A 20,577-nucleotide genomic window follows, 5' to 3' on the forward strand; every position below is an offset into this window, starting at 1 on the left:
CTCCGCGACCAAGGATTGCGATAGTTTTCGCAAAACTCGACGCCCCGGCAACGTAGGAGATTCATCCGATGACGTCAACGGTTCGGACAGGATCCGGTGAGGCAAGACGGCGCACCCTCGCCGAAATCGCCGACCAGGCAGGCGTTTCGGTGTCCACGGTCTCCAAGGTGCTGCACGACAGGTCCGATGTATCGGCGGAGACGCGGGCCAAGGTGCAGCGCCTGCTCGGGCAGCACGGCTATCTGGCGAAACACCGCCCGGCGGCCACCGCGGCGCCGCCCGGCGGGCTGATCGACTTCGTCATCAACGAACTCGACAGCCCCTGGGCGGTCGAGTTGATCCGGGGGGCGGAGGACGTACTGCACGACGCGGGCATGGGGCTGGTCGTCTCCTCCACCCACGGCCGGACCAAGCGCGCCCGTCAGTGGCTGGACTCGCTGGCCACCCGCTCCACGCGCGGAGCGATCCTCGTGGTGCCCGAACTGACGCCCGAGCAGCACGAGGAGCTGAACCGGCTGGGCATCCCCTTCGCGCTGGTGATGCCGATCGACGAGCCCGCGCCGGGCACGCCGTGGGTGGGCGCGACCAACTGGCCCGGCGGACTGGCCGCGACCCGCCATCTCATCGAGCTGGGCCACCGGCGCATCGCGATCATCAGCGGACCGGAGCGCCGGCTCACCTCCCGGGCACGGGTCGACGGCTACCGCTCGGCGCTGGCCGAGGCCGGTCTTCCCTTCGACGCCGCACTGGTGCGCTACGGCGACTTCACCCACAACCTCGCGCACCAGCACGCCCTGGAGCTCCTGGCGTTGCCCGACCGTCCGACGGCGATCTTCGCCGGCAGCGACCACCAGGCGCTGGGCACCTACCGGGCCGCCGCCGAACTGGGCCTGCGCATTCCGGCCGACGTCAGCGTGGTCGGCTTCGACGATCTGCCGTTCGCGGACTGGGTGACCCCACGTCTGACGACGGTCCGCACTCCGCTGGCCGACATGACGGCGCTCGCGGCCCGGATGGTGCTGCGGCTGCTGTCCGGGGAGCAGCCGGAGACGACGCGGGTGGAGGTGGCGACGGAACTGGTGGTGCGGGAGAGCAGCGGGCGGCGTCCGGCGCGGTGAGCCCGTTGTGCGGGCGCGGGTCCACTAGGCGGGGTGGCGTTCGGTCCGGTCGGCGGCGGCTGGGCGACACCGGGTCGCGGGCCGACCAGGACCTGGCCGATGACGGTCTGTCGCTACCGGCTGCCGGCTGGACCTCGGCTGCCGTTTCCAGATGGATCAGGCGGCCTGCGCAGGTAGTAGTACGGGGTGGCGTCGTCCCGTACGGCGGAGTGGGCATTGCGACAGGTGAGGCGCTGGGCCATGGGCACCGACCAGTTGATCGAGGTTCGGCCCGCGGCTGGTGTTCGGCCCCGGACCGGGGCCCGGCGATGGGCCGCCGGGCAGACAGCCCCGTACCGCCTCGGAAGCCGTCACTCGTCGTTCACCCACCGCATGAGCCGTTGTAGCGGGTAGAAGCCGTCGTGGGACAGTCCCGGCGGCATACCGCCCGCCCTGCCGAGGGAGACCACGCGTTGTACGCCGGCGCAGGCGAGGGCGTCACGCAGTTCCGCCTTGCGGGTGTCGGGGTACACGCCGACCGTCTGCGTGGCGACGCCGGCGTGGGCGACCGCCTCGGACAGTGCGCCGACCGGGACCACGTCGACGATCTTCCCGTCGGGGTGGAAGTCCACCGGTTCCGGTGAGCGGATGACCAGGCCCCGGCCGTCGTAGCCGCCCCACACCCGGTACTCGGGTTCCATGGACCGCAGGACGTCGATCTCCTCGCGCAGTTCCGCGCCGACCCGTGGGCCGTCGGCCGAGCTGAACTCCCTTGCCACGCCAAGGCGTTCGCACAGCAGGGCGGCGTAGCGGTCGGCGTCGTCCCAGGAGCCCTCGACGAACTGGAAGCGGCTGGCCACGCAGGCCTGCTGGTTGAAGAACGTGGCGTCGGCGGCGCCCGCGTCGGCCGCCCGGGCCAGACTCTCCTCGGACGCGAAGGCCTCGCGGCCGATCATGGAGATGGAGGTCTTGGGGTCGAAGGAGACGAGTTCGAAGCCCGGACCGACGTACTTGACCGCGCTGCGGATGGTGGACTCGCCACCCCAGGCGACCAACTTGTCGAAGAACTGCGGGCGGAACAGCACGCTCTCCACCGCCTCGTCGCCGCCACGCCAGTACACCGCGGAGAACGACCGCACCACCGGGTGGCCGGGGGCGACCGCGGCCATGGTGCGCAGGATCGCGGTCGCGGTGAACAGGTCGTTCGAGGGCAGCTTCAGCAGGTTGACGCCCTTGGTGAGCGCGCCGCGCACGACGGACATCGCCGCGACGCCGGGTGCGTTGCCCGCGATGATGTGCACCAGGCGGGGCGGGAACGCGCGGGTGGCCGCGATCCGGTCGTCGGGCAGGCGCACCTCGCGCCAGCCGTCGAGCACGTCCGCACCGCCGAGTTCGTGGTCGATCTGGGCGTACAGGCCGGGGCGTTGGAAGCTGCGCCACAGCACGGCGTAGGCACGCTCCAGCACCTCCGCGGGCAGCGGGCTGACCGGGACCATCCGCTCCAGGGCTTCGGCGAGCAGGCCCGCGCGGTCCGCCTTGAGGGCCTCGCCGGTCTCCACCAGCAGGTCGATGATCTCCGCCACGGGCACGTCGAATGCAGGGCCCGGTTCAGAGCGCGGCCACACGAGGCGGTCCAGGTCGAGGGCCGGTGCGGTGAACCGGCCGAAGGCGACCGGGGCGCTGTTGTCGAGCTCGCCCCTGACCATGTGGACGACGGCCGTGGTGTCGTCGAGTGTGGTACCGCTCATCAGTGGATCATCCCCCGCACATAGGAGTCGAGTGTCGCGGCGCAGGTGATCTTGTCGTCGCCGCCGAGGTCGCCGTAGCGCCGGATGTCCGGCAGGACCGCCGGTCCCGGGCGGCCGCAGGCGCACGGCGAGAAGTCCACGAAGACCCGGTCGCCGCTGATCAGCCCGCCCCAGCGGCCCTCCAGGGAGATGTCGAGGAACGCGAACCGCCCCTCCACCACGCCCTGTTCGGGGTTCAGGAGCTTCTCGCCGGGTTCGTCCAGCACCAGGGGGATCACCCAGGGCGGCACGTGGTAGTTGCCCTGCTCGCAGGCGAGGCAGGAGCCCTGGAGCTCGGTCATGCCGTAGCTGCGTACGCGGCGGACACCGTCGTAGAAGGCGGTGAGCTGCTGCTGGTAGTCGTCGGGCAGCGCGCGGCCCTTGTTGCCGCCGCCGCTGAGCACCAGCGTGTCCGGGTGCAGGCTCCCGTCGGGCACGCCACGGGCGCGCAGGGCCTGGATGAGGGTGAACTGCTGGTTGTTCATGCCGGCGATCAGCAGCGGCTCGTCGCGGTGCGCGGCGATGTCGTCGACGATCGCGGTCATGGCCGCGCCCAGTTCCTGCTCACGGGACTCGGCGGCGGACTCGAAGGAGCTGATCTCCTGCGGGGTCGCGGCGCCCTCCGCGATCCGGCGGCGCAGCAGCGCGCTGCTCAGCAGTTCGGACACCCGCATCGCGTCCTCGGTGAGCAGCCGGGTCTCGCCGGGTTGGGCGAAGACGTCGGCGTGCGCGCGGAACCCGTCGATGGAGCGCATCGGGCCGCTCGCGGGTGCGAGCAGATAGCCGCGGCGCGTGGGTTTCGCCGGCAGAGGGTCGGGCCAGCAGGTGAGGTTCTCCAGGATGTCGTGCAGGAAACTCAGGTCACTGGCATCGCAGTTGAGGAACGAGACCTTTCCCGACGTGCCGCTGGTGATGTACGGGCGGTGGCCGGCGGCGGTGATGCGGTCGGTCCACTCGTCGATGTCGCGGACGCCGTCCATGTCGACGTCGCCTGCTTCGACCGCGGACACGGTGGTGTACCAGCGCAGGAGCCGGTCCCAGCGGCCCGCGGTGATGAGGGAGACGGGGTACGACTTGTAGCTGGTGTGCGAGAAGAGCAGCGGCACGAGGTCGTCGAGGCCGGTGATCTCCTCCACGCCGGTCTCCGCCGCCCGGGTGCGGAGCAGCGGAACGCGCTCCCGGTGGGCGGTGAAGGTCTCCCGGGCGGCCTCCAGCTGCAACTCCCTCAGTGTGTCGGCTGGTTGGTCGAAGGTGTCGCCGGAGAGGACGAGGGATCGGATCTGCTCGCGTGCGCCTGGCACAGCGTTCACCTCAATCGGTTGCGTACGTGGTCTTTTCCGCTGTGGTGTGCGCGAGGTACGACGACTCGATCGCGTCGAGATTGCCGCGCAGTTCCTTCGGGGTGCCGGTCATGGTGACGCGGCCGCGGTGCAGGACGTACACGCGGTCGGCGATGTCCAGCACCTTGCGCACGTGCTGTTCGACCAGCAGCGCGCCGAGGCCGCGGTCGGCCGCCTCGCGCACCGCGCGCAGGAGGCGGTCGACCACGAGCGGGGCGAGACCGAGGGAGAGTTCGTCCGCGAGGAGCAGCTTGGGCTCGCGGCACAGGGCACGGGCCAGCGACAGCATCTGCTGCTCGCCGCCCGACAGCATGCCCGCGCCGGTTCTGAGGCGCTTTTCGAGCTCGGGGAAGAGCTCCAGCGCCTGCTGGGACCTCACCCGGCCGACCCGCAGGTTGTCCGCGGTGTCGAGCCGGGTGAAGACCGCCCGCTCACCGACGTACGCCAGGCCCTGGCGGGCGCGGCGGTGCAGCGGTGTCCGGCCGGGTTCGCCCAGCCAGCGCACCTCGCCGCCCATGGCGGCGAGGCTGCCGGAGAGCGCCCGGAGGGTCGTGGTCTTGCCCGCACCGTTGGGGCCGAGCAGGGCGACGACCTCGCCGGGCCTGACCTCCAGATCGAGGTCGCGTACGACCGGCTGGCTGCCGTACCCGGCGGACAGGGAGCGTGCTTCGATCAGGGGTGCGTCGGTGTCCGGCACGGGCCTGCTCCTCAGCTGGACGGCAGGGCCGTGAGGACCTTGCGGACGTCGACGAAGGTCGATCCGGGCTTGGCCCACTCGATCTTCCCGTCGCGGATGGTCAGTTCGGTGGCGGTGGTGTTGTGGATGCGGTTGAGGCCCTTGATCGGCAGGGCCGTGGACGCCTTCCAGCTCAGCGGAGGGGTCAAGCCGCCGGTGTCGATGGCCGGGGCGGTGTCGAGCTCCTGGACCAGGGCCTTCGCCGTGATCGTCGGAAGCTTCTTGGCGGCCTCGGTGAAGACCTTGAAGGCCACCCAGGTCGTCTCGTTGGCGCCGTTGCTGGTGTCGATGTCCTTGTCGCCCTTGGTGGCCGCGAGGAAGTCCTTCCAGGCGGCGTCGGAGGTCGGCGGGAAGTAGCCGGTGATCGCGGCGCCCTCCAGCGGGCCGCCGGCTCCGCCGGTGCTCTCGGCGAGCTGCGGGGTCAGGTTGCCGACGACGCTGCCGAGCTTCGTCTTGGCGCCCGACTGGACGTACGACTTCACGAACAGGCCCGAGGCGGTGCCCATGATGACGCTCACACAGTCGCTGCCCTTGGTCGCGGCGGCGACCTGCGGGGCGAGGTCGGTGGCGGTGAGCGGCACCTTGATGTCCTTGGGCGCCGGCGCTCCGGCGGAGACCGCGCCGACGGTGAGGAACTGCGAGACGACGGCGGCGGCGGCCACGTCGTAGCGCACGCCGGAGATCTTCTTGCAGCCGTTCTCCACCAGTTGCCGGCCGTGGGCCGCGAAGATCACCGGGGTGCCGCCGTTGACCGGGAACGACAGCGGGTTGGAGAACTCGGCCGCCGAGACGCCGGTGCCGCCGATGTACGGGATGCCGGCCTTCTGCAGGATGGGCATGTAGCGATCGCCGGCGAGGCTGTAGGAGCCCACCACCGCGGCCACCTTCTCGGCGACCGCCTGCTGGGCGCACTTCTCGGCCTCGTCGGGGTTGCCCTTCTCGTTGCAGGTGAGGACCTTCAGGGGGGCTCCCTTGATGCCGCCGTTGGCGTTGATCCACTTCTCGTACGCCTGGGCGGTGAGCCGGACTCCGGGCTGGGCGCTGCCCTGGGTGTCCTCCGGCGCCCAGACCATCACCTTGACCGGTGCGCCCTTCAGGGTGGAGGTCTCCTCCTTCGAACTGCCGGACGCCTCTCCCCCGCAACCGGCGGCGAGCAGTACTCCGGTGACCGCGAGGCAGCTCGCTGCGGCGGTTCTGCGTCGGCGTGAGTGGTTCATGGTTCCTCCGCTGGGCTCGTCGTCGAGATGGCGAACAGCATGGGGTCTGTTTTGTGGTTAGTGAAGTACTCTCGGCATAATTATTTAAATGAATACACTGTCTCGCCCCTGCCTTGGGAGGTTTCTCGATGGACGACGTCCTGCGTTTCGCGCTGCTCGGCCTCGGGCTCGGCGCCCTCTACGCACTCACCGCGCACGGCATCGTGCTGGTCTACCGGGGCTCCGGCGTCCTGAACTTCGCGCACGGCGCGATCGGTATGGCCGGGGCCTATGTCCAGTGGGAGCTCGCCGCCCAGCACGGCGTGCCGTACTGGCCCGCCACCGCGTGCGGCGTGCTCACCTCCGCCGTACTGGGCGTGCTCACCCATCTGCTGGTGCTGCGCCCGCTGCGCACCGCGTCCTCACTGGCCCGCCTGGTCGGCACCCTGGCGGTCTTCATCGTGCTCACCGCCATCGCCGTCAAGCGCTACGGCGACGGTCTGGAACTGGTGCCGGGCAAGCTGCCCACCAAGCTGCTCACGATCGCCGGGGCGACGGTCTCCGAGGACCGCGTGTGGCTGATCGGCATCGCGGTCGCCGCGACCGTGCTCCTCCATCTGCTCTACAAGCGCACCCTGTTCGGCCTGGGCACCAGCGCCGTCGCGGAGAACGAGGGCGCGGCCGCCTCGCTCGGCTGGTCGCCGGACCTCATCGCCACCGGCAACTGGGCCCTGGGCTCGGCCCTCGCGGGCCTGACGGCCATCCTGATCGTGCCGGTCATCGGCCTGTCGGTGACCGGACTGACCACGCTCCTGCTCAGCGCCCTGGCCGCCGCCCTGGTCGGCAGATTCTCCTCGTTCCCCGTCACGCTGGCGGGCGGCCTGATCATCGGCGTCGTGCAGTCCGAGCTGACCCGCTTCGGCTCCGACGTCACCGGGCTCGCCGCCTCGGTGCCCTTCCTCTTCATCGCCCTGGTGCTGGTCGCGCGAGGCCGGGCGCTGCCCCTGCGTGGCACGTTCCTGGACCGGCTGCCGGGTCTCGGCACCGGAAAGGTCCGCCCCCTGCCGCTGGCGATCGCCGTCGTGGCCGGACTGTCCCTGGTGAGCCTGGCGACGCCGCTGTGGGCCGACGCGATCACCACCACCCTGGTGCTGTCCCTGATCATCCTGTCGATCATCGTGGTCACCGGATACGCGGGACAGGTCTCCCTCGCCGCCTACGCCCTGGCCGGAACCGGCGCCTTCCTCGCCGGACACGCGGCGGCCGACTGGGGATGGCCCTTCGAACTCGCCCTGCTGGCCGGGGTGTTGGGCACCGTGCCGATCGGCCTGCTGTTCGCACTCCCCGCGGTCCGCACCCGCGGCGTCAATCTCGCGATCATCACGCTAGGCCTCGGCACCACGCTGGAGGCGATGGTCTTCCAGAACACCGACCTGTCGACGACCCCCGGCAGCGACGGCATCGCGGTGGGCAAGCAGACCCTCTTCGGGATCAGCATCTCCGGCGTCGACCATCCGCAGCGGTACGCCGCCGTGGTGCTCGTGCTGTTCGTCGCCGCGACGCTCGTGGTCGCCAATGTGCGGCGCAGCCGGACCGGCCGCCGGCTGATCGCCGTACGGGCGAACGAACGGGCCGCCGCCGCCCTCGGCATCGACGTCCGTGCCGCCAAGCTCTACGCCTTCGGCCTGTCCGCGGCCATCGCCGCGCTCGCCGGAGTGCTCACCGGCTTCCGCTCGACCTCGGTCGTCCTGTCCGACTTCGCGAGCTTCAACTCCATCACCGCGCTCGGACTCGCGGTCATCGGCGGTGTCGGTTTCCTCGTCGGCCCGCTGTTCGGCGCGACCTTCGCCGCGGGCACGGTGGGCGCCCGGTTCGGGGACCTCGTGCTGCCCGGCCTCAGCGACTGGATGCCGCTGATCGGCGGGATCATCCTGGTGCTGACGCTGGTGGGCAACCAGGACGGCATCGCGAAGGGGCTCGGCACACGGGGGCGCAAGCTGCCCCCGAAGCGGCCTGAGACCGTCCCGAAGGACGTGCCCCTGGCTGCCCCGACCGTGACCCGCGCCGCCCCGCTCCCCCTCCAGGTGCGGGACCTCACCGTCCGCTACGGCGGTGTCGTCGCCGTCGACGGGCTCTCATTCGACGTCGGGCCGGGCCAGGTCGTGGGGCTCATCGGTCCCAACGGCGCCGGCAAGACCTCCGCCATCGACGCGGTCACCGGCTTCACCCGGGCCGCGTCGGGCAGTGTGCGCCTCGGGGACCGGGACGCGACCCGGCTGCCGGTCCACCGGCGGGCCGCCGCCGGTCTGAGCCGGTCCTTCCAGTCCCTGGAGCTGTTCGAGGACATGACCGTCCTGGACAACCTGTACGCGGCCTGCGACCGGCCCGGCCGGTGGGCCTACCTCACCGACCTGGTCCGCCCCGGCAGCCGCCCGCTGCCCGCCCATGTCCTAGTGGCGGTACGGGAGTTCGGTCTCCAGGACAGTCTGGACCGGCCGGTGGGCGACCTGTCGTACGGCGAGCGCCGGCTGCTGGCCATCGCCCGCGCGGTGGCGGCCTCGCCGTCCGTACTGCTCCTCGACGAACCGGCAGCGGGCCTGTCGGACGACGAGACCCGGGAGTTGGCCCACCTGGTACGGCGGCTCGCCGAGGACTGGGGCATGGGCGTGCTGCTCGTCGAACACGACGTCGACATGGTGATGAGCGTCTGCGACCAGGTCGTCGTCCTGGACTTCGGCCGCCGGATCTGCGCCGGTACGCCCGAGGAGGTCCGGCGCGATCCGGCGGTACGGGCGGCCTACCTGGGCGACCTGGAGCCGGAGGCGCTGGCCTGAGCGTCCCCGGGACGCCGAGAACCGGAGGCGCTGGTCTCAGCGCCTCCGGTGGCAGCGGCAGGGGTCGTGTCAGGCGTCGCGCAGATCCGCGACGTACGGCTGGTGGGACAGCAGTCCGCCGTCCACGCGCAGGGTGTGCCCGGTGATGAAGGCCGACTCGTCCGAGGCGAGGAAGACGACCGCCGAGGCGACGTCCTCGGGGCGCCCCAGGCGCGGGGTGAGGTGATGGCGCAGCATCGCGTCCCGGATCGCCCCGTGCGCCGAACCGGCGCTGGCCGGGGTGACGATGAACCCGGGCGCGATGGCGTTGCAGCGCACGCCCTGCTTGCCGTACTGGGTGGCGACGTACTGCGTCAGGTTGATGAGGGCGGCCTTCGAGGCGCCGTACGCCGGGTTGCGCAGATCGCCCGAAAGCCCGGCTCCGGACGAGGTGTTGATGATCGAGCCGCCGCCGCGCGCGATCATGTGCGGGACGGCGGCCTGGATGGCGACCATGGTCCCGCGCAGGTTGATGCGCATCGTGTCGTCCCAGACCGCCGGATCGGCCTCCGCGACGGCGAGGTCCTGACGGGCGGCCAGGTGGGTGGCCGCCGCGTTGTTGTGCAGGACGTCGAGACCGCCGTACGTCTCGACCGCCGCGGCCACCATGGCCCGTACGCTCTCGATGTCGCCGAGGTCGACCGGGACCGCCGTAGCGGAGCCGCCGGCGGCGCGGATCTGCTCCGTCACCGCCTTGGCACCCTCGAGGTTCAGGTCGGCCACGACCGTGTGGGCCCCCTCGGCCGCAAGGCGCCGTGCGGTGGCCGCGCCGATGCCGGACGCGGCCCCGGTGACGACGGCGATCTTGTCCTGGAGTCGCGCCATGGCGAACCGCCTTCTCTATTCGGTGAGTTGACTGCCGACGACCGACACGAACGAGACGCACTCGCCCGGTCCGCCGCCGAGGTTGTGGGTCAGGGCGAGCGAGCGTCCTTCCGCCACGGACTTCACCGTCCGCTCGGCCGGTGCCTCACCGCGCAGTTGGAGCCATGCCTCGAACATCATGCGCAGGCCGGAGGCGCCGATGGGGTGGCCGAAGGCCTTCAGGCCACCGTCCGGGTTGACCGGCAGCGAGCCGTCCAGGTCGAACGCCCCACTGGTGACGTCCTTCCAGCCCTGACCGCGCTCGGAGAAGCCCAGGTCCTCCATCAGCACCAACTCCGTTGGCGTGAAGCAGTCGTGGACCTCGGCGAGGGCGAGCTCGGCGCGCGGGTCGGTGATGCCCGCCTGCCGGTAGGCCTCCCGTGCGGAGGCGACGACCTCGGGGAAGGTGGTGAAGTCGTACTCCGGGTCGAGGAGCCCGTCCGCCGGACCGGCGACGAAGGACAGCGCCTTCACGAAGATCGGCTTGTCGGTGTACTTGTAGGCGTCCTCGGCACGTACGACGATCGCCGCCGCCGAGCCGTCGGAGACGCCCGAGCAGTCGAACACGCCCAGCATGCCCGCGACGATCGGGGCCGACCGGATGCGCTCCAGCGACACCTCCTTGCGGAACTGGGCGCGCGGGTTGCGGGCCCCGTTGACGTGGTTCTTCCAGGCGATGCGGGTGATGACGTCCTTCATGTCCTCCTCCGCCAGGCCGTACTTGGCGGCGTAGGCAGGGGCCAGGAGGGAGAAGTTCGCCGGGGCGGTGATCTCCCCGCGGCTGTCGTCACCCGCGCCCGGGATGGCCGTACCGGAAAGCCCGGACATGCCGGAGTCCTTGAGCTTCTCCACGCCGACGGCCATCGCGACGTCGTACGCCCCGGAGGCGACGGCGTAACAGGCGTTGCGCAGCGCCTCGGAGCCGGTCGCGCACATGTTCTCGACGCGGGTGACCGGCTTGTGGGGCAGGTGCAGCGCCCGGCTCAGGGTCAGCCCGGACACGCCGGAGGCCTGGGTCCCGAACCAGTAGGCGTCGATGTCGTCGAGGGTGATGCCGGCCGAGGTGACCGCCTCACCGACGGCGTCGATCAGCAGGTCGTCCGCCGAGCGGGTCCAGTGCTCGCCGAAGGGCGTGCAGCCCATGCCGACGATCGCGACCCGGTCCCGTATTCCGTGCGAGCCCATCAGCGTGTCTCCTCAGCCTCGCCCGTCCGTACCGGCCGGGCCTTCCAGAAGTAGTTGTGGACGCCGGACGCCGTGACCGTGCGCCGGAACGTCATCTCCACCCGGGCCCCGATCACGGCGTCGGCCTCGGTGGCGTCGGTGAGCTGGCAGCGGAACCGGCCGCCGCCGTCGTAGTCGACGACCACGACGAGCATCGGCGGACTCGGCGTGGCCGCCAGCCGGTCGACGGTGAACGTGGCGACCGTGCCCTGCACGTGTGCCATCGGCTCGTCGGTCATGGCGTCCACGCTGTGGCAGGAGGTGCACACCCGGTCCGGTGGCAGATGCCGGGTGGCGCACTTCTCGCAACGGGAGGCGACGAAGCCGTACTTCCAGGCGGTGCGGCGGTGTGCGGGCGGGGCGTAGGGCGGCTCGGGGTCCGGTCGGCGGGGTGGTTCGCGGTCGAGGAGACCGCGCCAGGAGAGGTAGGTGGCGTACGGCATGGGGGCGCTGCCCTGGGCGATCTGGGCGGCGACCGGGCGGGCCGCGCGGTGGGCCGGGAGCGCGTCGGTGGTGCGCAGCAGGAGGACTCCGGCGCCGTCTCCGAGCACGACGAGGGCGATGAGCTCGCCGGGCCGGGCCCGGTCGAGGACGTCGGCGAGGAGCAGGCCGGGCTGCGCGGTACCGGCGTTGCCGATCACTCCGGCCAGGTCCGCGGTCACCGCCTCGGGACGGACCCCGGCGGTGCGCCGGACCGCCGCGCACGCGCGCGCATGCAGCCCGGCGACCACGAAGTGGTCGATCGAGCTGATGTCGACCGCCGCGTGGTCGAGGGCCGCGGTGAGCGCCTTGTCGGCGAGGGACACGTAGATCTCCTCGGCGAAGCGCTCCTCCCAGACCCGGGAGACGGGCGTGCTCGGCAGCCGCCAGCGGTCGAGGATCTCGTCGCTGACCGTGTCGTGGGCGAGCAGCTCCGCGATGACCGGGGCGCCGTTGCGGTGTCCGCCGAAGACGAACGCCGCCGCGCCGTCGCCGCCCGCGACCTCGTCGCTGCCGCCGGGCAGGCCGGTGCGCAGGTCCGACAGGACCGTCAGGGTCGGTACCGGGGAGCGGGCGGCCGTGACCAGGGCGCCGAGGCCGGAGCGCACGGAGCCGGCCATGTCGGCGGCCAGCACGTGCCGGTCGAGGCCGAGGGCTGCGTGGACGGCGGTGGCGTTGGTCTTGTCGAGGTAGGCGGGAGCGGCGGTGGCGAGGAAGAGCTGGCTGACGCGGGCACGCAGGCCGTCACGGTCCAGGGCGCCGCGGGCCGCCTCGACGGCCATGGACGTGGTGTCCTCGTCATAGCCCGCGACCGCGCGGGTTCCCTTGCCCCCCTTGCCGCCCAGGGCGGCTGCGACATCCGTCCTCGCGAGGCGGTGGTACGGCACGTAGGCGCCGTATGCGATCAGTCCGGGCATGTCAGCGTCCTCCATGAGCGTGGGTTGCGTCGGTCGGCCGTTCGAAGACCGCGGCCAGGCCCTGGCCCCCGCCGAGGCACATGGTCTCCAGGCCGTAGCGGGCCTGACGGCGGTCCAGTTCGCGCAGCAGGGTGGCCAGGATGCGGCCGCCGGTGGCGCCGACGGGGTGGCCCAGCGAGATGCCGGAGCCGTTGACGTTGAACCGCTCGAAGTCGGTCTCGGTCAGGCCCCATTCGCGGGTGCAGGCCAGTACCTGGGCGGCGAAGGCCTCGTTGAGTTCGATCAGGTCGATGTCGGCGAGCTTCAGTCCCGCTCGCTCCAGAGCCCGGGTGGTGGCGGGTACCGGGCCGATGCCCATCGTCACGGGCGGTACGCCGACGACGGACCAGGAGACCAGGCGGCCGAGCGGGCGCAGGCCGAGTTCGGCGGCGCGCTCGGGGTGGGTCACGACGCAGAGCGCGGCGCCGTCGTTCTGGCCGCTGGCGTTGCCGGCCGTGACGGTCGCCTCGGGGTCCTGGCGGCCGAGCACGGGGCGCAGCGACGCGAGCTTCTCCAACGAGGAGCCGGGGCGCGGGTGTTCGTCGGTGTCGACGACCGTCTCGCCCTTCCGGGACCGTACGGTGACGGGCACGATCTCGTCGGTGAACCGGCCCTCCCGCTGGGCCGCGACGGCCTTCTCGTGGGAGCGCAGGGCGAGTTCGTCCTGTTCCTCGCGGGGGATGGCGTACTCGCGCCGGAGGTTCTCGGCCGTCTCCAACATGCCTCCAGGGACGGGGTGGTTGGCCCCTCCGGACGTGACGCGCCCGCGCGCCAGCCGGTCGTGCAGGGTGGTGCCCGCACCGCGTACGCCCCAGCGCACCCCGGTCGTGTAGAACTCGGCCTGGCTCATGGACTCGACGCCGCCGGCCAGCACGAGGTCGCTCGCGCCGGTCTGGACCTGCATCGCCGCGGTGATGATCGCCTGCAGTCCGGAGCCGCAGCGCCGGTCGATCTGCAGTCCAGGGACCTCCACGGGCAGACCGGCGTCCAGGGCGGCCACACGGCCGATCGCCGGGGCCTCGCCGTTGGGATAGCACTGGCCCAGCAGGACGTCGTCCACGGCTGCGGGCGGTATGCCGGTACGTTCCAGCACGGCGCGTACGACCGTGGCGGCGAGCTCGGCCGCCGTCACGTCGCGGAAGACGCCGCCGTAGCCGCCGACGGGGGTACGCAGGGGCTCGCAGATCACCGCGTCACGCAGGAGGGCGGGCATCAGCACTGCCTTTCATGAGGGGTCACATGTACCGGCCGCCGGTGACCTCGACCACGGCTCCGGTGACGTAGCTCGCCAGGTCGGAGGCGAGGAAGAGGACGACCTGGGCGACCTCGGCGGGCTCTCCGGCACGTCCCATGGGGATCTCCGCGAGCTTCGCGTCCCAGGCGGCCGGAGGCATCGCCTCGGTCATGGCGGTGCGGATCAGGCCGGGCTGGACGGCGTTGACGCGGATGCCCGCTTTCGCCAGTTCCTTGGCGGAGGCCTTGGTGAGGCCGACGAGTCCGGCCTTGGCCGCGCTGTAGTTGGTCTGGCCGAAGTTGCCGACCTTGCCGGCGATGGAGGAGATGTTGACGATGCTGCCGCCCCGGCCGTGCGCGCGCATCGCCTCGGCGGCGTACCGGGTGCCGTTCCATGCGCCGGTCAGGTGCACGTCGACGACGGCGCGGAAGTCGGCGAGAGCCATCTTGCGCAGGGTCGCGTCCCGGGTGATCCCGGCGTTGTTGACCATGACGCCGACCGGTCCGAAGATTTCCGTGCCGTGGGCGACGAGGGCGGCGACCTCGCCCTCGTCTGTGACGTCACAGCGCAGCGAGGTGGCTGCCACGCCGTTCTTGGCGAGGCGTTCGGCGGCTTCCGCCGCCGCGTCCTCGTTGATGTCACCGAGGACGACGGACGCCCCCTCGGCGCCGAGGACTCCGGCGATCTCGAAGCCGATGCCCTGTGCGCCGCCGGTAATCACCGCGTTGCGGCCGTCCAGCAGTCCCATGTCAGCCCGCCCTGGCTCGACGCTATTCCTCTTAAATAGATAACCTATTATGCTGAAACAATCAATACAGCGAAGGTGCTGTGCGCACGGGACCGGACGAGGAGAGTACGCAGGTGGACATCAGCTATCCCCCGGAGACCGAGGCGTTCCGCACCGAGGTCAGGGCGTTCCTCGCCGAGACACTGCCGCCGGACTGGAAGGGCATCGGCGCCCTCGACGAGGAGCCGGCCTGGGCATTCGCCCGCACCTGGCGCCGGCTGCTCGCCGAGCGGCGCTACCTCTCGCTGACCTGGCCCGAGGAGTACGGCGGCCGCGGCCTCACCAAGCTCCACCAGGTGGTGCTGATGGAGGAACTGGCACTGGCCGGAGTGCCGTTCGGACTGCCGCAGGACACCTTCGGCGTGAAGATGCTGGCCAACACGCTGCTGCGCTGGGGCACGGACGAGCAGAAGGCCCACTTCCTGCCCCGCATCCTCAGCGGCGAGGACACCTGGTGCCAGGGGTACTCGGAGCCGGACGCGGGCTCGGACCTCGCCTCCCTGCGGACGCGTGCGGTGCGGGACGGCGAGGAGTGGGTGATCGACGGCCAGAAGGTGTGGACCTCGGGTGCCCATCACTGTGACTGGATCTTCGTCCTGGCCCGCACGAACCCCGACGCTTCCCGGCATCGGGGCATCTCCTTCCTGCTCGTCCCGCTCGACCAGCCCGGCGTCGAGGTGCGGCCCTTCCGCATGATGAGCGGACAGATGCACTTCAACGAGGTCTTCTTCAACGGCGCCCGCACCCGCTCCGACCTCGTCGTGGGCGGCGTCGACAACGGCTGGACCGTCGCCCAGAGCCTGCTCGGCGTGGAGCGCGGGGAGGAGGCGGCGACCAACCCGATCCTCTTCAAGGCGGAGGTGGAACGCCTCGTCGAACTGGCCCGGCTCTACGGCAAGGACCAGGACCCGGTGATCCGGCAGCGCATCGCCTGGTGCTGGTCCAAGGTCGAGATCATGCGCTATCTCGGCTACCGGATCCTCACCGGCTGGCTCAAGGGCGCCGAGCCCGGGCCCGAGTCGTCGATCGCCAAGCTGTACTGGAGCGAGTACCACACCAAGGTCACCGACCTCGCGATGGACATCATGGGCCTGCACGGCCAGGTGCCGATCGGCCGCCCGCCCCTGCGCACCTACCGCACCGACGACCCCGGCGCCGCGAACTCCTCGGCGTCCTGGTCGGCGACGTACCTGATCGCCCGCTCCGGCACGATCTACGCGGGCACGTCCCAGGTGCAGCGGAACATCCTCGCGGAGAAGGTCCTGGGGCTGCCGCGCGAGCCGCGGGGAGCGGCGGGTTAGGGCCCGGGCGGGGGGCTGTCCTGGCTGCGGCGGTGGACCGCGCTGGGGGCTGTGCCGACTGCCGGCGGTGGACCGCGCTGGGGATTGTGCCGACTGCCGGCGGTCGACGCGTCGGGGACTGTCCCCGGTGCCGGCGGTGGACCGCGACGGAGGCTGTGCCGGCTACCGGCGGTCGACGCGTCGGGGACTGTCCCCGCTGCGACCTCGTACCGCGCCAGGGACTGCCTCCGCTGCCGACCGCGGACCGCGCCAGGGACTGCCTCCGCCGCCGACCGCGGACCGCGCCAGGGACTGCCTCCGCCGCCGACCGCGGACCGCGTCAGGGACTGCCTCCGCTGCCGGCGGTGGACCGCGTCCGAGGCCGGGCAAGCGGAGCGTGGTGGGCCGGTTCGTCATGCCCGTTGGGCCCCCGGCCCCAGGGGGGCTATCGTCTGAATCCTGGGGCCAGACGATGGAGGACGGCCGTGATGCCGCAGGACGAGGCCGTGATCGGCTGCACGGGGACAGTACTCATCGGAACCCGCGGATCCGCGGGTCCCGGCGAGATCCTCGTGCGCGTCAGAGGCGGATCCGAGACCTTCCTCGCCTGGTCCGAGGATCCCCTGCCCACCGGAGCGACCGTGCTCGTCATCGAGTCGCGTGGCTGTCGCGAGGTCGGTGTCATCGAGTGGGCGGATCCATTGGACGCGCTCGGCGGCGACCCTGCCGGCGCCGATTGAGGAGTAGTAGACCATGTTCGGTTACCGCGTTCCCGCTCCCGACGAGGCAATGCTGATCTCGGGGGGCCGGCGGGGACTGGGGGGCGCGCCGTTCCGAGTGGTGACGGGGCACGGCAAGTTCGTGCTCCCGATCTTCCGAAAGACCCGTTTCCTGACCCTGTCGATGTGCGAGTCCGAGGTCACCGAGACCTGTGTGACCCGGCAGGGCATCTCGCTGCACGTGCGTGCCGTCATCGCCTTCAAGGTCGGCAACGACCACGAGAGCATCATCAACGCCGGTCAGCGGTTCCTCTCCGACCAGGACCAGATGTCCGTGCTGACCGGCCGGATCTTCGCCGGTCACCTGCGGGCCATCATCGGCTCGATGACCGTCGAGGAGATCGTCACCGAGCGGCAGAAGCTCGCCGCCGAGGTCCTGGACACCTCGAAGACCGAGATGGCGAAGATCGGCCTGATCGTGGACTCGCTGCAGATCCAGTCGATCGACGACGGCGACACCGGCTACATCGACGCGATGTCCGCGCCGCACAAGGCGGCCATCCAGCGGCAGGCCCAGATCGCCCAGGCCCAGGCCACCCAGGCCTCGGTCGAGGCGGAGCAGGTGGCGGCCCGCAACCAGGCCGAGTACGCCCGGCAGACCGCCATCGTCAAGGCTGAGTACTCGGCCGAGGTGGAACGGGCACAGGCCAAGGCCTCGCAGGCCGGACCGCTGGCGCAGGCCCACGCCCAGCAGGAGGTCCTCGACGCCCAGACGGAACTGGCCCTGCGCCAGGCCAAACTTCGCCAGCAGCAGCTGGTGGCCGAGATCGTGAAGCCCGCCGAGGCCGAGGCCGAGCGGATCAGGGTGCTCGCCGCCGCCGACGCCCAGCGGATGAAGATCCAGGCGGAGGCCGCGGCCTCCTACGACCGGGTCGCGCTCGACCGGATGCTGATCGACCAGCTCCCGCAGATCGTGAAGGAGGCCGCCGGCGGCCTCGCGGGCGCCAACGTCAACGTCCTCAACGGCGCGGACGGTCTCGGCGAGATCGCCGCCGGCCTGGTGTCCCAGGGCCTGACGATCCTGGACTCGGTCCGGCAGAACCTGAACGGCCAGGACTCCCCCGACGGCCGACGCCCCACGGACAGCAGCGCCAACGGCAGCGGCAACGGCCTGCTCCAGTTGCACGCCCGGAAGGACGACAAGGGCGACGACGGCCGGGTCGACGTCGACTGAGTGGGTTTCTCGATCAGAAGCCCCTAACAGGGCCCAGGCAGGACGCGGCCCTGCAGTCCCCATGCGGGGTCCATCGGGATCCCGAGGCGGTCCAGGACGGTGGGGGCCAGGTCGATGAGGCGCGGGGTGTCGAGCGGGGTGCCGCCCGGTACGCCGAGTTCGGTGAGGATGACGAAGACCTCTCGCTCGGCACGGGTGTCGCCGCCGTGGCCGCCGGTGTCGAGGTGGCCGTGGTCCGTGGTGACGAGCACCGTCCAGTGCTCGTCACCGCGGCCGGGGTGGGAGCGTCGGGAGTCGATCGCGTCCAGCAGCCGCCCGAGGTGGGCGTCCACGGCAAGGAGGGCGTGGTCGTAGGCGGTGCTGAGGGGGCCCGTGGCATGGCCGGCTTCGTCGGCGGCGCCGAAGTACACGAACACCACGTCCGGGTCGCCGTCCGTGAGCCAGCGCATGGCGGTGTCGGCGGCGAGGCGGTCCGCGGCTTCGTAGCCCTGCGCCTCGCCGTCGTTTAGTACCCGCCGGGCGATGGCCGGGCCGAGCGTGCCGCGGTGGAGCAGGTCGGGCCACGACACCACGGCCGCCGTACGCAGACCGGGCCGGGCGGTGACGGCGCGGCTGAGGAAGTCGGGGTAGCGGGAGTAGTCGGCGCCGGTGAAGTCGTTGCCGGTCACTCCGTGGCGGTCGGGCCACACCCCGGTCAGTACGCTCGACCAGCCGGGCCCGGAGTCGGTGTAGGCCATGCTGGTCGACGGACCGTCCTCCGCCTGCCCGTCCACCTCGCCGTAGGGGAGGAGACTGGTGCCGTGGGCGCCCGCCGCCATGAGTCGGTGCAGCACGGGGGCCGTGGAGGGCGAGCGAGTCAGCCGGTCGAAGCGCACTCCGTCCAGGCCCACCACGAGCACCTTGCCCCGCTTCACTCCGTCCGCCCTTCCCTCATCAGTGCTGTGACCGGGCACCGGCCGCTGCGGGGGATGTACATCCGTCATTCCTCACCTCTCTCGATGCCTGCAACGGCTTCAACTGCCCTGCACGGCACCTTCGGTCGCGCCCGCGATGAAGCCCCGGGCGAAGATCGAGAAGACGACGAGCATCGGGACGGAGGCCATGAGCACTCCGGCCATGACCATGCTGTAGTCGGTGTTGTGGGCGACATTGAGCTGGGCGAGCGCCACCTGGAGGGTGACGTGGCCGGGCTTGGTGAGCACGACGAGCGGCCAGATGTAGTCGTTCCAGGCGTTGACGAAGGCGTAGATGGCGAGGAACGACAATCCCGGCTTGATCATGGGCAACGTGATGTTCCAGTACTGGCGGAGGAACCCGGCGCCGTCGATGCGCGCGGCGTCGAGGAGTTCGTCGGGTACGCCGCTCTGGATGTACTGGCGCAGCCAGAAGATGCCGAAGGCGTTGGCGAGGGCGGGCGGGGCGAGTGCCCTGAGTGTGCCGACCCAGCCGATCTTGGAGACGAGGATGAACTGCGGGAGGATGCCCAGCTGCAACGGCAGCATCATGAACCCGAGCAGCGCGGCGAAGAGCACCCTGCGTCCGGGGAAGTCGAACTTGGCGAAGGCGAAAGCCGCCAGGGAGTCGACGAGCAGCACCAGGACGGTGGTGACGGACGCGACGACGACGGTGTTGAGCATCGACCCGAAGAAGTCGATGGTCTTGAGCATGTGCCGGATGTTCTCCAGCAGATGGGAGCCGAAGCTCAGCTTCGGCGGACTCTTGTAGATGTCCTGGGTGGTGTTGGTCGCCATGATGATCGTCCACACGAACGGGAAGACCGAGATCAGGACCGCCAGGATCAGGATGATGTGCGCGCTCAGGCCCCTGGGGCGCCGGGACCGTCTCGTCTCCGTCGCCCTCGGCGTCGTACCCGCTGCCGTCATGGCTTCCTCCCTCGTTGCACGATGCGCCAGTTGATGAGGACCAGCACGATGATCAGCACGAAGAAGGCCCATACGATGGCCGCGCCGTAGCCGTAGTCGTTGTTGACGAAGGCCGACTGGTAGAAGTACAGCAGCGTGGTCAGGCCCGCCTGGCCGGGGCCGCCGAGGCTGGGGTTGGCGGCCTCGCTGGCGAAGAGGATCTGGGGTTCGCTGAAGCTCTGCAGGCCGTTGATGGTCGAGATGATGACGGTGAACAGAATGATGGGCCGCATGATCGGCATGGTGATCTGGAAGAAGGTGCGGACGGCGCCGGCGCCGTCCAGCTTGGCGGCCTCGTAGATCTCCTTCGGGATGGTCTGGAGCCCCGCCAGGTAGATGATCATGTTGTAGCCGGTCCACATCCAGGTCATCAGCAGCGCGATGACCGCTTTGATCAGCCACGGGTCGCTCAGCCACGGGACGGGTGAGATGCCGACCGTGTCCAGGATCGCGTTGACCAGGCCGAAGTTGTTGCTGAAGACCGCGCCGAAGAAGATCGCCACGGCGACGATCGAGGTGACGTTCGGCACGTAGAGGGCGATGCGGTAGAAGCCCTTGAACCGGCGCACCGAGTGCAGCAGCGTCGCCAGCACCAGGGCGCCGACGAGCGTGGGCACGGTGGACAGGACCCAGATCACCAGGGTGTTGCGGATCGACAGCCAGAAGACGGGGTCCTTCCATAGGAAGCGGAACTCCTGCAGGCCCACGAAGTGCATGGTGCCGATGCCGTCCCAGCGCTGGAAGGCCAGATACAGCGAGTAGAGGACCGGGAAGAACGAGAAGGCGAGGAAGACCAGGTAGAAGGGCGAGATCGCCAGGTACTGCCGCCAGTGGGACAGCACTCCGCG

The 20,577-nt window shown here is 70.8% G+C and carries 17 protein-coding genes; 5 read left to right on the forward strand and 12 right to left on the reverse strand.

The features are described 5' to 3' along the window. The first annotated feature begins 68 nt into the window (after positions 1-68). Positions 69-1,118, forward strand: coding sequence for a LacI family DNA-binding transcriptional regulator (locus ACGFWE_RS00625; protein WP_352385582.1), 1,050 nt, complete (start codon positions 69-71; stop codon positions 1,116-1,118). Between the two features lie 350 nt (positions 1,119-1,468). Here the strand turns inward: ACGFWE_RS00625 and ACGFWE_RS00630 are convergent, their stop codons facing one another. From ACGFWE_RS00630 to ACGFWE_RS00645, 4 genes are read right to left on the reverse strand one after another with little or no spacing between them, the layout of a single operon-like run. Further along, positions 1,469-2,845, reverse strand: coding sequence for an acyl-CoA reductase (locus ACGFWE_RS00630; protein ID WP_393596854.1), 1,377 nt, complete (start codon positions 2,843-2,845; stop codon positions 1,469-1,471). Next, entirely contained in the window at positions 2,845-4,185 is a 1,341-nt protein-coding gene (locus ACGFWE_RS00635; protein WP_393596856.1) for a hypothetical protein, read from the reverse strand. The genes ACGFWE_RS00630 and ACGFWE_RS00635 overlap by 1 nt, the downstream gene beginning before the upstream one ends. 10 nt (positions 4,186-4,195) lie before the next feature. Then, complete coding sequence (locus ACGFWE_RS00640; protein ID WP_393596858.1) at positions 4,196-4,921, reverse strand: ABC transporter ATP-binding protein; 726 nt, start codon at positions 4,919-4,921, stop codon at positions 4,196-4,198. An 11-nt stretch (positions 4,922-4,932) separates the two neighbouring features. Further along, complete coding sequence (locus ACGFWE_RS00645; protein ID WP_393596860.1) at positions 4,933-6,177, reverse strand: ABC transporter substrate-binding protein; 1,245 nt, start codon at positions 6,175-6,177, stop codon at positions 4,933-4,935. A 128-nt stretch (positions 6,178-6,305) separates the two neighbouring features. Here ACGFWE_RS00645 and ACGFWE_RS00650 point away from each other — a divergent pair, with 128 nt between their 5' ends. Then, positions 6,306-8,990, forward strand: a complete 2,685-nt coding sequence (locus ACGFWE_RS00650) for an ATP-binding cassette domain-containing protein (RefSeq protein WP_393596862.1) — start codon at positions 6,306-6,308, stop codon at positions 8,988-8,990. Positions 8,991-9,059: 69 nt separating this feature from the next. Here the strand turns inward: ACGFWE_RS00650 and ACGFWE_RS00655 are convergent, their stop codons facing one another. Genes ACGFWE_RS00655 through fabG form a run of 5 tightly spaced genes read right to left on the reverse strand, consistent with a single transcriptional unit; the run spans position 9,060 to position 14,535 of the window. Further along, positions 9,060-9,854, reverse strand: a complete 795-nt coding sequence (locus tag ACGFWE_RS00655) for an SDR family NAD(P)-dependent oxidoreductase (protein WP_393596864.1) — start codon at positions 9,852-9,854, stop codon at positions 9,060-9,062. Between the two features lie 15 nt (positions 9,855-9,869). After that, positions 9,870-11,078, reverse strand: a complete 1,209-nt coding sequence (locus ACGFWE_RS00660) for an acetyl-CoA acetyltransferase (protein ID WP_393596865.1) — start codon at positions 11,076-11,078, stop codon at positions 9,870-9,872. After that, positions 11,078-12,514, reverse strand: coding sequence for an OB-fold domain-containing protein (locus tag ACGFWE_RS00665; RefSeq protein ID WP_393596866.1), 1,437 nt, complete (start codon positions 12,512-12,514; stop codon positions 11,078-11,080). Before ACGFWE_RS00665 ends, ACGFWE_RS00660 begins: the two co-directional genes overlap by 1 nt. 1 nt (position 12,515) lies before the next feature. Continuing rightward, on the reverse strand, positions 12,516-13,766 hold the full coding sequence (locus ACGFWE_RS00670) for an acetyl-CoA C-acetyltransferase (protein ID WP_393596868.1): 1,251 nt from the start codon (positions 13,764-13,766) through the stop codon (positions 12,516-12,518). Between the two features lie 22 nt (positions 13,767-13,788). After that, positions 13,789-14,535 (reverse strand): 3-oxoacyl-ACP reductase FabG, encoded by a 747-nt coding sequence (fabG, locus tag ACGFWE_RS00675; RefSeq protein WP_352385563.1) that lies wholly within the window; start codon positions 14,533-14,535, stop codon positions 13,789-13,791. A gap of 80 nt (positions 14,536-14,615) precedes the next feature. Between fabG and ACGFWE_RS00680 the strand changes: the two genes are divergently transcribed. From ACGFWE_RS00680 to ACGFWE_RS00690, 3 genes are all read left to right on the forward strand, one after another. Beyond that, entirely contained in the window at positions 14,616-15,875 is a 1,260-nt protein-coding gene (locus tag ACGFWE_RS00680; protein WP_393596871.1) for an acyl-CoA dehydrogenase family protein, read from the forward strand. Between the two features lie 467 nt (positions 15,876-16,342). Beyond that, positions 16,343-16,594, forward strand: coding sequence for a hypothetical protein (locus ACGFWE_RS00685; RefSeq protein ID WP_069760059.1), 252 nt, complete (start codon positions 16,343-16,345; stop codon positions 16,592-16,594). A gap of 13 nt (positions 16,595-16,607) precedes the next feature. Further along, complete coding sequence (locus ACGFWE_RS00690) at positions 16,608-17,807, forward strand: SPFH domain-containing protein (RefSeq protein WP_352385558.1); 1,200 nt, start codon at positions 16,608-16,610, stop codon at positions 17,805-17,807. A gap of 23 nt (positions 17,808-17,830) precedes the next feature. Here the strand turns inward: ACGFWE_RS00690 and ACGFWE_RS00695 are convergent, their stop codons facing one another. The 3 genes from ACGFWE_RS00695 to ACGFWE_RS00705 form a co-directional block, all read right to left on the reverse strand. Then, positions 17,831-18,721 (reverse strand): alkaline phosphatase family protein, encoded by an 891-nt coding sequence (locus tag ACGFWE_RS00695; protein ID WP_393596874.1) that lies wholly within the window; start codon positions 18,719-18,721, stop codon positions 17,831-17,833. A gap of 99 nt (positions 18,722-18,820) precedes the next feature. Then, a complete protein-coding gene (locus tag ACGFWE_RS00700; RefSeq protein WP_352385554.1) occupies positions 18,821-19,690 on the reverse strand; it encodes a carbohydrate ABC transporter permease in 870 nt (289 codons plus the stop codon). Further along, complete coding sequence (locus ACGFWE_RS00705; RefSeq protein WP_393598877.1) at positions 19,687-20,571, reverse strand: carbohydrate ABC transporter permease; 885 nt, start codon at positions 20,569-20,571, stop codon at positions 19,687-19,689. Before ACGFWE_RS00705 ends, ACGFWE_RS00700 begins: the two co-directional genes overlap by 4 nt. Positions 20,572-20,577: the final 6 nt, after the last annotated feature.

The sequence above is a fragment of the Streptomyces sp. NPDC048523 genome (genome assembly GCF_043199815.1).
In the GTDB taxonomy this organism is placed as follows: domain Bacteria; phylum Actinomycetota; class Actinomycetes; order Streptomycetales; family Streptomycetaceae; genus Streptomyces.

Excerpts from the sequence above, each read along its gene's own strand:
- ACGFWE_RS00625 (WP_352385582.1), top strand. The coding sequence starts at position 69 with ATGACGTCAACGGTTCGGACAGGATCCGGTGAGGCAAGACGGCGCACC.
- ACGFWE_RS00630 (WP_393596854.1), bottom strand. The coding sequence starts at position 2,845 with ATGAGCGGTACCACACTCGACGACACCACGGCCGTCGTCCACATGGTC.
- ACGFWE_RS00645 (WP_393596860.1), bottom strand. The coding sequence starts at position 6,177 with ATGAACCACTCACGCCGACGCAGAACCGCCGCAGCGAGCTGCCTCGCG.
- ACGFWE_RS00650 (WP_393596862.1), top strand. The coding sequence starts at position 6,306 with ATGGACGACGTCCTGCGTTTCGCGCTGCTCGGCCTCGGGCTCGGCGCC.
- ACGFWE_RS00655 (WP_393596864.1), bottom strand. The coding sequence starts at position 9,854 with ATGGCGCGACTCCAGGACAAGATCGCCGTCGTCACCGGGGCCGCGTCC.
- ACGFWE_RS00660 (WP_393596865.1), bottom strand. The coding sequence starts at position 11,078 with ATGGGCTCGCACGGAATACGGGACCGGGTCGCGATCGTCGGCATGGGC.
- ACGFWE_RS00665 (WP_393596866.1), bottom strand. The coding sequence starts at position 12,514 with ATGCCCGGACTGATCGCATACGGCGCCTACGTGCCGTACCACCGCCTC.
- ACGFWE_RS00670 (WP_393596868.1), bottom strand. The coding sequence starts at position 13,766 with ATGCCCGCCCTCCTGCGTGACGCGGTGATCTGCGAGCCCCTGCGTACC.
- fabG (WP_352385563.1), bottom strand. The coding sequence starts at position 14,535 with ATGGGACTGCTGGACGGCCGCAACGCGGTGATTACCGGCGGCGCACAG.
- ACGFWE_RS00685 (WP_069760059.1), top strand. The coding sequence starts at position 16,343 with ATGCCGCAGGACGAGGCCGTGATCGGCTGCACGGGGACAGTACTCATC.
- ACGFWE_RS00690 (WP_352385558.1), top strand. The coding sequence starts at position 16,608 with ATGTTCGGTTACCGCGTTCCCGCTCCCGACGAGGCAATGCTGATCTCG.
- ACGFWE_RS00700 (WP_352385554.1), bottom strand. The coding sequence starts at position 19,690 with ATGACGGCAGCGGGTACGACGCCGAGGGCGACGGAGACGAGACGGTCC.